Annotated in this window: 12 protein-coding genes; 8 read left to right on the top strand and 4 right to left on the bottom strand. The window is 68.4% G+C overall.

The features are described from left to right. The first annotated feature begins 22 nt into the window (after positions 1 to 22). Entirely contained in the window at positions 23 to 1,450 is a 1,428-nt protein-coding gene (locus CFN78_RS22695) for a Gfo/Idh/MocA family protein (protein WP_094864897.1), read from the top strand. 708 nt (positions 1,451 to 2,158) lie between these two features. Beyond that, entirely contained in the window at positions 2,159 to 3,376 is a 1,218-nt protein-coding gene (locus CFN78_RS22700; RefSeq protein ID WP_240519629.1) for an HNH endonuclease signature motif containing protein, read from the top strand. 632 nt (positions 3,377 to 4,008) lie between these two features. On the opposite strand, the gene CFN78_RS22705 is transcribed toward CFN78_RS22700, so the two are convergent. The 4 genes from CFN78_RS22705 to CFN78_RS22720 all read right to left on the bottom strand — a co-directional run bounded on the left by CFN78_RS22705 (position 4,009) and on the right by CFN78_RS22720 (position 6,815). Next, positions 4,009 to 4,611 (bottom strand): TetR/AcrR family transcriptional regulator, encoded by a 603-nt coding sequence (locus tag CFN78_RS22705; protein ID WP_094864899.1) that lies wholly within the window; start codon positions 4,609 to 4,611, stop codon positions 4,009 to 4,011. After that, positions 4,608 to 5,891, bottom strand: coding sequence for a phenylacetate--CoA ligase PaaK (paaK, locus tag CFN78_RS22710; RefSeq protein WP_420807917.1), 1,284 nt, complete (start codon positions 5,889 to 5,891; stop codon positions 4,608 to 4,610). The genes CFN78_RS22705 and paaK overlap by 4 nt, the downstream gene beginning before the upstream one ends. A 38-nt stretch (positions 5,892 to 5,929) precedes the next feature. Continuing rightward, positions 5,930 to 6,325, bottom strand: a complete 396-nt coding sequence (paaI, locus tag CFN78_RS22715; RefSeq protein WP_094864900.1) for a hydroxyphenylacetyl-CoA thioesterase PaaI — start codon at positions 6,323 to 6,325, stop codon at positions 5,930 to 5,932. An 88-nt stretch (positions 6,326 to 6,413) separates the two neighbouring features. Beyond that, positions 6,414 to 6,815, bottom strand: coding sequence for a hypothetical protein (locus CFN78_RS22720; protein WP_094864901.1), 402 nt, complete (start codon positions 6,813 to 6,815; stop codon positions 6,414 to 6,416). Positions 6,816 to 6,977: 162 nt separating this feature from the next. On the opposite strand from CFN78_RS22720, the gene paaZ reads away from it, so the two are divergent. From paaZ to paaE, 6 genes are all read left to right on the top strand, one after another. Further along, positions 6,978 to 9,023, top strand: coding sequence for a phenylacetic acid degradation bifunctional protein PaaZ (gene paaZ / locus CFN78_RS22725; protein ID WP_094864902.1), 2,046 nt, complete (start codon positions 6,978 to 6,980; stop codon positions 9,021 to 9,023). Continuing rightward, the gene (paaA, locus tag CFN78_RS22730) at positions 9,020 to 9,982 is read left to right on the top strand and encodes a 1,2-phenylacetyl-CoA epoxidase subunit PaaA (RefSeq protein WP_094864903.1); all 963 of its coding nucleotides are present in this window, start codon (positions 9,020 to 9,022) and stop codon (positions 9,980 to 9,982) included. The genes paaZ and paaA overlap by 4 nt, the downstream gene beginning before the upstream one ends. A gap of 80 nt (positions 9,983 to 10,062) precedes the next feature. After that, complete coding sequence (gene paaB, locus CFN78_RS22735) at positions 10,063 to 10,350, top strand: 1,2-phenylacetyl-CoA epoxidase subunit PaaB (protein WP_165777675.1); 288 nt, start codon at positions 10,063 to 10,065, stop codon at positions 10,348 to 10,350. Between the two features lie 14 nt (positions 10,351 to 10,364). Continuing rightward, positions 10,365 to 11,246 (top strand): 1,2-phenylacetyl-CoA epoxidase subunit PaaC, encoded by an 882-nt coding sequence (gene paaC / locus CFN78_RS22740; protein WP_094864971.1) that lies wholly within the window; start codon positions 10,365 to 10,367, stop codon positions 11,244 to 11,246. A 5-nt stretch (positions 11,247 to 11,251) separates the two neighbouring features. Further along, positions 11,252 to 11,752 carry a 1,2-phenylacetyl-CoA epoxidase subunit PaaD gene (paaD, locus tag CFN78_RS22745; protein WP_276307351.1) on the top strand — a complete coding sequence of 167 codons (501 nt, stop codon included), beginning with the start codon at positions 11,252 to 11,254 and terminating at the stop codon, positions 11,750 to 11,752. A gap of 4 nt (positions 11,753 to 11,756) precedes the next feature. Then, on the top strand, positions 11,757 to 12,836 hold the full coding sequence (gene paaE / locus CFN78_RS22750) for a 1,2-phenylacetyl-CoA epoxidase subunit PaaE (RefSeq protein ID WP_094864906.1): 1,080 nt from the start codon (positions 11,757 to 11,759) through the stop codon (positions 12,834 to 12,836). The last annotated feature ends 76 nt before the right edge of the window (positions 12,837 to 12,912 follow it).

Consider the following 12,912-nt stretch of genomic DNA (forward strand, 5'->3'; position numbering starts at 1 on the left):
GTAGAGATATGTGGAGGAAAGTATGACTGAGCAAGAAAAGGGCGGCCTGTCCCGTCGCTCGTTGCTGCGCAACACGGCGATCGCGGGAATGGGTGCGGGACTCGTCACGCTCGGCACCGGTGGCACCGCCCACGCACAGGGCAACGCCACCGGGATCCCGGCGGTGGGGGAGGACGCACGGTCCTGGCCGAAGCGCCGCGGTTCGTCGATGATGGGCGTGCCGTTCGAGAAGACCCCGAACCCGCGGTTCGGCATCATCGGCCTCGGCAACCGGGGTGGCAGCATGGCCGAGATCCTGCTTGCCGTGCCGGGAGCGAAGATCACCGCGTTGTGCGACAACCGGCCGGAGTTCGCGGCGAAGGCGGCGAAGCTCGTCACGGATGCCGGGCAGCCCGAGCCCGCCGTCTACACCACCGGTGACCACGCCTACGAACAGTTGATCGCCCGCGACGACGTGGACTTCGTCTACATCGCGACGCCGTGGGAGTGGCACACCCCGATGGCGCTGGCCGCGATGCGCGCGGGCAAGCATGTCGGCGTCGAGTGTCCGATCGGGATCACCGTGCAGGACCTGTGGGAGCTCGTCGACACGTCCGAGCAGACCGGCAAGCACTGTATTCAGCTCGAGAACTGCTCGTACGGCCAGAACGAACTGCGCGCGCTGCGGATGGTGCACGAGGGCAAGTTCGGTCAGTTGCTGCACGGTTCCGGGGCGTATCTGCACGACCTGCGCGCCCTGCTGTTCTCGGACACCTACTACGCAGGCGAGTGGCGTCGCGAATGGCACACGAAGCTCAACGCCGACCTGTATCCGACGCACGGGCTCGGGCCGGTGTCGGCGTACATGGACATCCACCGTGGCGACAAGCTGGAGCGCATCACGGCGATGAGCACCCCGGCGCTGGGGCTGGCGGAGTACCGCGCTGCGAACGTGCCGCAGAGCGATTCCGAGGCGTGGAAGGAAACCTACGTCAAGGGCGATGTCACCATGAGCCTGATCCAGACGGCGAACGGGCGCGTCATTCACCTGGTGCACGGTGTGTCCAGTCCGCATCCGTACAGCAGGCTCAACTACATCGCCGGCACGAAGGGCGCGTTCGAGGACTACCCGCCGCGGATCTACCTTGAGCCGGACCACAGCGACGACGAGTGGAAGAACTTCGACGACTACAAGTCGTACGACCACTGGCTGTGGACCGACATCGGCCCGGGCGCGGGCGGTCACGGCGGCATGGACTACATCATGCTGTTCCGTCTCGCGCAGTGCCTGAGCCTCGGACTGCCGCCGGACATCGACGTCTACGACTCGGCGGCGTGGAGCGCGCCGTTGCCGCTCGGGGTCATGTCGACGGAGAACAAGGGTGCGTCGATTCCGTTCCCGGACTTCACCCGCAACGACTGGAAGACGCCGCACGCCGGGTTGGATTCGCAGAACCCCGACCCTGCCTGACTCTTGGTTGGCACACGCCGGCGCATTCGCCAACATTGGCTCGTGCGTCGGCGTGTGCCGGTCGTCTGTCGATGCGCTTCGGGTGGGGGGCTTGGGTTCAGGGCACGCCTTCGGCGCGCCGAGTGGAACTGTCGCTCCGGTGGTCTGGTGGGTGGGTGGTCGGCGGCGGCAGTTCCCCTCGGAACGGTTTTGGTGGTCACCTCGGGTGCGGGGCCGGGTTTGGTTGCTGGGTCTGGTCTGTTGGTGTCTGCGGGGGCGCGGCTCGGGTTGGGCTGTGTGGTTCTCGTACTGGGCGGGAGATCCGGGTGTGCCGGGTTCTGGTCGCGCTGCTCGGATACCGGCATGTCGGGAGGTTTGGTCAGACGGGTGGGGGAGTGGGTCGCGGTGGCATCGTTGGGCTGTTGCGGTTCTTGGGCGAAGCCGGTTCGGGGTGTGGCGGTTCCGTTGGCACGGCCCGGTTCCTGAGGCTCGGATGGTTTCGGGGGTACGGTCTGGTTCCATGGGCACGGCCGGGATCGGGTGACTGGTTCTGCTCGGGGGTGTCGAGGGGCGCTGGGAGAATGCGATTGTTGCACGTTGACGATGGATTGTATTGTATTTGTTTGTTCACTTTCTGTTTCTTTGATTAGGCCAATGGGGTTAGATTGTCGGGTATTTGTGCCTGAAAGTGGAATGGTTGTGCGCGAATCCTCCCGGTAGAATTGCGATGTGAGTACTGGGGAATTCGTTGTCGAAGATGTTCTTGGCGTTGAGGACACCGCTCCTGTTGTCGGCGCCATGGAATCGCTGTCGCCGCGTGAGCTGCTGCGGGTGATCCGTGATGCCGGTATCGCTCGGGCCCGCGCAGAGGCCACGCAGTTGCGGACGATGGCTCGATTTGCCGAGCTGTCAGGCGATGCGCGTGGAGTCGATGCCGAACTGGCGCTGCTGCTCTCGACCACGGAACATCAGGCGCAACGGCAGGTGGCGATGGCGTCCGCACTGACCACTCGGTTGCCGCGCACCCTGTCTGCAATGGAGGCCGGCGTGATCGATGCGTACAAGGCATCGAAGATCGTGGACGCCACCAATCCGCTCTCGGACTGCCAGGCTCACGAGGTCGACAGCATGATGGCCGGTCGTCTGGCGGGTAAGAATCCGACCGGGATACGTCGCGCGGTCGTCCGGCTGGTCGCCCTGATCGACCCGGATGGGCACGCTGCCCGCGCGGCGAAGCGTCGCGCCGAACGCAATGTGCAGTTGGTGCACCAGGACGACGGGATAGCGACCCTCGCCGCAGACCTGCCCGTCGAGGTCGCCTCGGCGATCTACAGCCGGGTGGACCGCATCGCCCGCACTTTGCGCGGCAAGGACGAGGCGCGCACATTGGAGCAACTCCGAGCTGACGTCCTCGCCGAACTGTGCCTCGGCCTCCGCGATGCCGAGCCGCGCGCGGAGGTGTTCGTCCACGTCGCCGCGACCACGCTTGCCGGAGTCGACGACGACCCCGCCGAACTCGCCGGCCACGGCCCGGTACCCGCCTGGCTGGCCCGCCACCTCGCCGCCCACCCCGATTCGGTACTACGCAAGGTCGTCACCGATCCGGTCAACGGCACCGTCCGAGACGTAGGCCGCACCCGCTACCGGCCACCGGCCGCACTCGATGAACTGGTTCGAGTCCGCGACAGGGAATGCCGCGCCCCGGGATGCCACCGTCCCGCCCACCAGGCTGACCTCGACCACGTCGAGGAATGGTCCGCCGGAGGAGCGACGGCGGCACGGAACCTCACCGCACTCTGCCGCAAACACCATCGACTCAAAGACCAACCCGGCTGGCGCTACGACGCCGACGCGGTAGGAACCCTGACCGTCACCACACCCACCGGGATCCGGTGTATCACCAGGCCCGAGCCGCTCCGCGAAGCGTCCCTGCCCGCACCCTTCTGAGCCTGGCGCGCCATCGGCTGCACACATGCCATCGGCCCAAGGCAACGAACCGCCCCAGAACAGCCCCGCAAAGAACAGTCCGCACAACAAGCCGGCGGCACTCTGGCACCAGCCCGCGTAGGAAGGGGCCGTTGCGCTACGGAACCGCTAACACCCCGGAACCGACTGCGCCCGGAACCGACCGTACCAAGAACCGCAACACTCCTGCGATTCCAAGACGGCCCGAAGGCTCCAACCGAACCAGCCGACCCTCTCGACGTGCCATGCCCATGAGCGCGACCAGAACCCGGCACACCCGGATTCCCCGCCCGGTACGAGAACCTCACAGCTCAACCCGAGCCACGCCCCGCAGGCATCAACAGACCAGACCCAGCAACCAAACCCGGCCCCGCACCCGAGGTGACCACCAAAACCGTTCCGAGGGGAACTGTCGCCGCCGACCACCCACCCATCAGACCACCGGAGCGACAGTTCCACTCGGCGCCGAAGGCGTGCCCTGAACCCAAGCCCCCCACCCGAAGCGCACCAAACCCGAGGCCGCACCGAGCGGGAACGCGCCAACAGGTGCGCACCAAGCCGAGTACGCGCCAGTGCCGAGAGGTGCCCAAAACCGAAAGCGCGTCAAGCCACAGCTACTGCGGGGAAAGACGCAGACCGTCGAACGCGATCTTGCATACAGCGTCGGCGAGCTCGGTACCAGTCGAACCACGGCCCGGTCGGTACCATTCGATCAGCGAGTTGACCAACCCGAACAGCAGCCTGCTGGTGACAGCCGGATCGACATCCGCGCGTACGTCGCCCTCCGCCTCCGCCTTGGCTACCAGCTCCGTCACGATGCGGTCGAACTCGCGCCTGCGTGCCAGCGCGGCCCGTTCGACCTTCGTGTTGCCGCGCACGCGCAGCAGCAGAGTCACGAACGGGAGTTGCGCGACAAGCACGGACACACTGCCGCGCACCAGGCTCTCCAGCCGGTCGATCGCCCGCCCGTCCTGCGCCTCGACCTCGGCGACGACACCGAACAACCCGTCCAGCGCCCGGTCCACGGCCAGTCGCAACAGCTCCTGCTTGCTCGGTACGTGGTGATAGATGGCGGACTTGGTGATACCGAGCTTGCGGGACAGGTCCTCCATGCTCGTACCGTCGTAACCGCGCTCGTTGAACAGTTTCACCGCCACCAGCAGCAGTGACTCCAGGTCGTATCCCGGCCTGCCGCGCCGGGCGGGCGCCGCGGTCACGGCCGGCCGCGCTCGTCGATGACACGCCGCATCTTGCCCACGGACCGCTCCAGAGTGTCCGGATCGGACACGTCCACGGCGACCGAAACCCCGACCGAGTCCTTGATCCCGGCGACCAGCTCGGCGGCAGCGTCGATCCGCCGATCCGTGGCGGTCTCGGCCCTGGCCTCGACGAGCACCGTCAGCGCGTCCATCCGGTCCTGTGTGGACAAGCGGATCTGGAAGTGTGGAGCGAGCCCCTCCGTGCGGAGCACGATCTCCTCGATCTGGGTCGGGAAGACGTTGACCCCCCGCAGAATGATCATGTCGTCGCTACGTCCGGTGACCTTCTCCATACGCCGGAACGCGGGCCGTGCAGTACCGGGCAGCAGCCTGGTCAGATCCCGGGTGCGGTACCGGATGATCGGCAGCGCCTGCTTGGTCAGCGAGGTGAACAGCAACTCGCCGGTCTCGCCCTCGGCGAGCACGCACTCGTCGACCGGATCGACGATCTCCGGATAGAAGTGGTCCTCCCACACGTGCAGGCCGTCCTTGGTCTCCACGCACTCCTGCGCGACCCCCGGCCCCATCACCTCGGACAGGCCGTAGATGTCGACGGCGTCGAGGTCCGCCCTCTCTTCGATCTCGGCGCGCATCTGCTCGGTCCACGGCTCCGCGCCGAAGATGCCGACCCGCAGCGAGGACTGCCGAGGATCGAGGCCCTGCCGCTCGAACTCGTCGAGCAGAGTCAGCATGTACGAGGGCGTCACCATGATGATCTCGGGACGGAAGTCGTTGATGATCTGGACCTGCCGCGCCGTCATGCCACCGGACGCGGGAATGACCGTACAGCCCAGTTTCTCCGCGCCGTAGTGCGCGCCGAGGCCACCGGTGAACAGCCCGTACCCGTAGGCGACGTGCACCTTGTGCCCCGGCCGTCCACCGGCCGCGCGAATCGAGCGCGCCATGACGCCCGCCCAGGTGTCGATGTCGCGTTCGGTGTAGCCGACCACGGTCGGCTTCCCGGTGGTACCGCTGGAGGCGTGGATCCGCCGGACGTCCGACTGCGGCACCGCGAACATGCCGAACGGATACTCGTCGCGGAGGTCGTGTTTGGTGGTGAAAGGGAACTTCGCCAGGTCCGCCAGCGAGCGGCAGTCGTCGGGATGCACTCCTGCCGCGTCGAACTTCCTGGTGTAGAGCGGAACGTTCGCGTAGGCGTGCGCGAGTGTCCACTGCAGACGCTTCAACTGGAGGTCCTGCAGCTCGTCGGCGCCGAGCCGCTCCGCGTCGTCCAGCAGATCCGCCGGTGGTGCCTCACCGCGCCGGGTCGTTGCCGTCACGTGCTTTCCCGCCTTTCGCCGATGGTGCGGCTGCGCCCGCGGAACTCCGCGAGAACGCTGCTGCCGTCGGCCTCGACCCGCGAGACCGTGACGTCGTAGATGCCGTTGCGCCCATACCGGGTGCGCTCCGTCGCCGTCGCGACCAGCTCGTCACCGAGCCTGCCGGACGCGATGAAGGAGATCTCCGCGCCGGCGGCGACCGTCACCGGCCCGTGACTGTTGCAGGCACAGGCGAACGCGGTGTCGGCGAGCAGGAATATGTATCCGCCGTGTGCGATCGAATGGCCGTTGACCATCGACGCGGTGATCCGCATTCGCGCCACCGCGCGGCCTTCGCCCGCCTCGACGAGCTCGATTCCGAGCGCGCGAGACGCCTCGTCGGTGTCGAACATGGTGTGTGCGGCATTGCGCGCCACGGCTGGACCGCCTCGCTAACTGACCGAATGGACGGTTAATAGTGATTCGCCGCCGCCGAGGGTGTCAAGGTCCGCTCCGGCAGCCGCCCCGTCGGGTTCGGATCGCAGGGACAGGCCCGGCCGGGACCGGCACGCTTTCGAGGACGTTTCGCACCGGGTGCGCGAGCATTCCGCGGTCGAAGGCCACGCCCGCGACCACCGACAGCAAGGTCTTGCTGACACTGAACGCCATCTCGGCCACCGCCGGGTCGCCCCAGGTCGCGATCGTCCTGCCGGAGCAGGTCACCGTTCCGGATGCTCCGGTGCCGGGCAGTAGTGGTCCGATCACCTCGCGGTGTGCGCGGTCGGTGACGGCTCGGTCGAGGTAGCCCGCGATGTCGCGGATGCCCGCGGTCTCGCGTCCGGCTTGGCGCCTGGCGGCCGCGCGCACCTCGGCGAGATCCACGTTGCCTCGACGCGCGGTCATCGCATCAGGTTACGGCGGGCGAGCGGGCAGGAGGGTGCATGACCTTCCGTCAGGCGGGTGCAGGCGCTACCATGACTTACTGAACGTACGGTTGGTAATTCGGTTCGCCGCCGATCGCTCCACGCGCCCGCTCGTCGTCTCGACCCGAGGAGGTCGGCCTTCATGGCCCAGTCAGGCTCCGTTCTGTCCAGCTACGTATCCGGTTCCTGGCAGGCGCCTGCCGGCGAGGGCGTGCCCCTGCGTGACGCGGTCACCGGCGAGGTGGTCACCCGGATCTCCTCGAACGGCGTGGACATGGGTGGTGCGCTGGCCTACGGCCGCACGGTCGGCGGCCCGGCGCTGCGCGAACTGACGTTCCACCAGCGGGCCTCGCTGCTCAAAGCGCTCGCCTCGCACCTGCGGGAGCACCGCGAGGAGCTCTACGCCCTCTCGGCGCGCACCGGCGCGACGCTCGGCGACTCGAAGTTCGACATCGACGGCGGCATCAGCGTGCTGTTCGCCTACAGCAGCAAGGGCCGCCGCGAGCTGCCCAACGACACCGTCTACGTCGACGGTGCCGTGGAGCCGCTGAGCAAGGGCGGCACCTTCCTGGCCCAGCACATCGCCACCCCGCTGCGGGGTGTCGCCGTCCAGATCAACGCCTTCAACTTCCCCGTCTGGGGCCCGCTGGAGAAGTTCGCCCCCGCGTTCCTCGCCGGCGTGCCGAGCCTGATCAAGCCGGCCAGTCAGACCGCGTACCTGACCGCCCGGCTGGTGGAGCTGATCGTCGAGTCCGGGTTGCTGCCCGAGGGCTCCGTGCAGCTCGTCGCGGGCAGCGCCGGCGACCTGCTCGACCACGTCACCCCGCAGGACCTGGTGTCGTTCACCGGATCCGCCGATACCGCCCAGCGGCTGCGCGCGCACCCAGCGATCATCCGCAACTCGGTGCGCTTCAACGCCGAGGCCGACTCGCTGAACCTGTCGATCCTCGGCCCGGACGCCGAGCCGGGCACGCCCGAGTTCGACCTGTTCGTCAAGCAGCTCACCACCGAGATGACGGTCAAGGCCGGACAGAAGTGCACCGCGATCCGTCGCGCCTTCGTCCCCGTCGGTCTGCTGGACGCCGTCGCCGAGGCGGCGAGCGCCCGCCTCGCCAAGGTCACCGTCGGCAACCCCGCCAGCGGAGGTGTGCGGATGGGCGCACTGGCGAGCCTGGAGCAGCGCGAGGAGGTGCGCCGCTCGCTCAAGGCGCTGCTGGACGCGTCCAGTGTGGTCTTCGGCGACGCGGAGAAGGTCGACGTGGTCGACGCCGACGCCGAGCGTGGCGCGTTCATCTCGCCGGTCCTGTTGCGCGCCGGCGACTCCGATCGCGCGGAGCCGCACGAGGTGGAGGCCTTCGGTCCGGTGTCGACGCTGCTGCCGTACAGCTCCACCGAACAGGTCGTCGAACTCGCGGCACGCGGGCAGGGCAGCCTCGCCGGGTCGGTCGTCACCGCCGACACAGAGTTCGCCCGCGACGTGGTGCTGGGCGTCGCCCCGTGGCACGGCCGCCTGCTGGTGCTCGACTCCACGAACGCGAAGGAGTCGACCGGGCATGGTTCCCCGATGCCCGCACTGGTGCACGGTGGGCCCGGCCGCGCCGGTGGTGGCGAGGAGATGGGCGGCATCCGCGGCGTGCTGCACCACATGCAGCGCACCGCCGTGCAGGGCAGCCCTTCGGTGCTCACCGCCGTCACCAACCGCTGGGTCGCGGGCACCGAGCGTTCGGTGACCGAGGTACACCCGTTCCGGAAGTCTTTGGCGGAGTTGAAGATCGGTGACGCGGTGGTGGCCGGTCCGCGCACCGTCACCCAGGCCGACGTCGACCACTTCGCCGAGTTCACCGGTGACACCTTCTACGCCCACACCGACCCCGAGGCCGCCGCGAAGAACGAACTGTTCGGCGGGATCGTGGCACACGGCTACCTGGTGGTGTCGTTCGCGGCGGGGCTGTTCGTCTCGCCGGAGCCGGGCCCGGTGCTGGCGAACTACGGCCTGGAGAACCTGCGCTTCCTCACTCCGGTGAAGCCGGGCGACGCGCTCACGGTCACGCTGACCTGCAAGCAGATCACGCCCCGCGAGAACGCCGACTATGGCGAGGTGCGCTGGGACGCCGACGTCACCAACGGCGCCGACGAGTCGGTGGCCAAGTACGACGTGCTGACCCTGGTTTCGAAGGAGCTCGAATGACCACCGTCGAAGAGTCCACAATGGACGAAAGTGCGCTGGAACGGCACTTCGAGGCGACCATCGCGGCGGACAACCGGCTGGAGCCGCGCGACTGGCTGCCCGAGGGTTACCGCAAGACGATGATCCGACAGATCGCGCAGCACGCGCACTCGGAGATCATCGGCATGCAGCCGGAGGGCAACTGGATCACCAGGGCACCCTCGTTGCGGCGCAAGGCGGTGCTGCTGGCGAAGGTGCAGGACGAGGCGGGGCACGGCCTGTACCTGTACTCCGCCGCCGAGACGCTGGGCGCCGACCGCGCCGATCTCACCGACCGGCTGATCAACGGCAGGCAGAAGTACTCCTCGATCTTCAACTACCCGACGCTGACGTTCGCCGATGTCGGCGTGGTCGGCTGGCTGGTCGACGGCGCGGCGATCTGCAACCAGGTTCCGTTGTGCCGCAGCAGTTACGGGCCGTACGCGCGGGCGATGGTGCGGATCTGCAAGGAGGAATCCTTCCATCAGCGGCAGGGTTACGAGCTGCTGATGACGATGATGCGCGGAACTGACGCGCAGCGGGACATGGTGCAGGACGCGGTGAACCGGTGGTGGTGGCCGTCGCTGATGATGTTCGGCCCGCCGGACGCGGATTCGCCGAACACCGCGCAGTCGATGGCGTGGAAGGTCAAGCGGCACACCAACGACGAGTTGCGGCAGCGTTTCGTCGACATGTCGGTTCCGCAGGCCGAGGCCCTCGGTGTCACCTTCCCGGACCCGGACCTGCGCTGGAACGCCGAACGCGGCCACCACGACTTCGGTGAGATCGACTGGGCCGAGTTCAAGCAGGTACTCAAGGGCAACGGGCCGTGCAACGCCGAGCGCGTCGCCCACCGGCGCGCGGCCCAGGACGATGGTGCGTGGGTGCGCGAGGCGGCCTCGGCGCACGCCGCCAAGAACGCCGGAAGGATCGGGGCATGAGCGAGGGCAAGGATCTCAGCGCGGAGGGCGGCCACGGGGCCGTACCACTGGACGGCGTTCCGGTGGAACCGCGGCCCGAAGTGGTCAAGCACGACTGGCCGCTATACGAGGTCTTCGTCCGCGGCAAGCGCGGCCTGAACCACGTGCACGTCGGTTCGCTGCACGCCGCCGACGACGAGATGGCCGTGCGACACGCCCGTGACCTGTATACCCGGCGCAACGAGGGTGTGAGCATCTGGGTGGTCAGGGCCGCCGACATCACCGCGTCGAGCCCGGACGAGAAGGACCCGTTCTTCGCGCCGAGCGGGGACAAGGTGTACCGGCACCCGACGTTCTACGACATTCCCGAGAACGTTCCACACATGTGAGCGGTGAGCTGAAGATGTTTTTCGACAATGCGTACGAGGCGATGACCGAGGAGAACGACTCCCGCTGGGCGTTCGGCACCGGGTTCGATGACCCGTTGTCCGGTGTGGACACCTCCGTGCCGTCCGGTGTGGACGGTGCCGATCTGGCCGCCTACTGCCTGATGCTGGGTGACGACGCGCTGGTCATGTCGCACCGGCTGCAGGAGTGGTGCACGAACGCACCCGAGCTCGAGGACGAGGTGGCGATCGCCAACATCGGCCTCGACCTGCTCGGCCAGGCCCGTCTTCTCCTTGCCAGGGCGGGGAAGGCGGACGGTTCCGGGCACACCGAGGACCACTACGCGTACTTCCGTGCCGAGCACGAGTTCCGCAACGTCCGGCTGGTCGAGATGCCGCGTGGTGACTTCGGTGAGCTGATCGCCCGGCTGCTCGTCTTCTCGGCCTGGCGACTCGCGCTGCTGACCCGGCTTGCCGACTCACGTGACCCGGTGCTTGCGGCGATCGCGGACAAGGGCGTCAAGGAGGTCACGTACCACCGTGACTACGCGGCGCAGTGGGCGGTCCGGCTCGGCGACGGTACGGCGTACTCGCACGAGCGGATGCGGGCCGGGCTCGCGGCGGTGTGGCCGCTGGTCGGCGAACTGTTCACCGTGCACGAGGTCGAGGCCAGGGTCGCCGAGGCCGGTGTCGGGGTGGAACCCTCGGCCGCGCGGGAGGAGTTCGACGGTGTGCTGGGCCAGGTTCTGCACGCGGCGACGATGACCGTGCCCGAGGTCGCCGCCCGTGCCGGGGTTTCCGGCCGGATGGGCAGGCACGGCCTGCACACCGAGGCGATGGGCTTCCTGCTGGCCGAGTTGCAGAGCGTCGCCAGGGCACACCCGGACGCGACGTGGTGACCGGCGTGTCCACCCGGCCGGACGCCCAGGCGGTTGCCGAGACGGTGACCGACCCCGAGCTGCCGATGGTGACGCTCGCCGACCTCGGTGTCCTGCGCGAGGTGTCCGAAGTGGACGGACGGGTGACGGTGACGATCACGCCGACCTACACCGGCTGCCCGGCGATGGACACCATGCGCGACGATCTGGTGCACGCTCTCACCGGCGCGGGCTTCCGCGAGGTGGAGGTGCGTACCGTACTGCGGCCCGCGTGGAGCACCGACTGGATCAGCGCGGCGGGCAGGCGCAAGCTCGCCGAGGCCGGGATCGCCCCGCCGGGGGCCGCGCAGCGCCGCGCGACCGGGCCCATCCCACTGACCCTGAACGCCCCGGTGACCCGGGTGCGGTGCCCACTGTGCGACTCGGCCGACACGGTCGAGGTCTCACGTTTCAGCGGCACCGCCTGCAAGGCCCTGCGCCGATGCCGCTCCTGCGCCGAACCGTTCGAACACGTCAAGGAGATCTGAGCCGATGACCGCAGCGAGCACCAGGCGCCGCACCGGTTTTCACACCCTCACCGTGGCCGGGGTCCGCAGGCTCTGCGACGACGCCGTCGCGGTGACCTTCGACGTTCCCGCGGAACTCGCGCCGGCGTACGAATTCCGGGCGGGCCAGTCGCTGACCCTGCGGCGCACGATCGACGGCCGGGAGGAGCGGCGTTCGTACTCGATCTGCGCCCCGGCGGGCGCGAAGCCGCGGATCGGTGTGCGCGAGGTGCCGGGCGGGCTGTTCTCCTCCTGGCTGGTGCGCGAGGTCCGCGCGGGAGACGAGATCGACGTCGCCGCGCCGAGCGGTACCTTCTGCCCGGACGCCGACGAGGCCGGGCATCACGTGCTCATCGCCGCCGGTTCGGGAATCACGCCGGTGCTCTCGATCGCCGCGACGGTACTGGGCAATCCGAACGCCACGGCGACCGTGTTCTACGGCAATCGCCGCACCGACACGGTGATGTTCGCCGACGAACTCGCCGACCTGAAGGACCGCTACCCGGAACGGCTGGAACTCGTGCACGTGCTCTCCCGCGAGCCGCGCGAGGCGGAACTGTTCACCGGCAGGCTCGACCGGGACAAGCTGGAGGCGTTGCGCCGGTTGCTGCCCGAGGCCGAGCGGGTGGACCACTGGTGGCTGTGCGGCCCGTTCGGCATGGTCACCGACGCCCAGGACGTGTTGCGCGGCTGGGGTGTGGCGGAGAAGCGTGTCCACCAGGAACTGTTCTATGTGGACGATGTGCCGCCGGAGCCCGTGCGGCACGTCGACCCCGGCGTCGAGGGCCCGTCGAGTGCGCTGACGGTGGTGCTGGACGGCCGCTCCACCTCCGTCGAGATCGGCTACGACACCACCGTGCTCGACGGCGCGCAGAAGGTCCGTCCGGATCTGCCGTTCGCCTGCAAGGGCGGGGTGTGCGGTACCTGCCGGGCGAAGGTCGTCACCGGAAAGGCGGACCTGCGGCGCAACTTCGCGCTGGAACAGTCCGAACTGGACGCCGGGTTCGTTCTGACCTGCCAGTCGTTCCCGGCCTCGGACGAGCTGACCGTCGACTACGACTCCTGAAACGCTGGGGCATCGCGCCCCACGCGCGTGAACGCAGTCGATGTGCCGCCCTGGCAGCGGTGACGAATCCTGCCCG

Source organism: Amycolatopsis antarctica, from assembly GCF_002262875.1.
GTDB classification, from domain to species: domain Bacteria; phylum Actinomycetota; class Actinomycetes; order Mycobacteriales; family Pseudonocardiaceae; genus Amycolatopsis; species Amycolatopsis antarctica.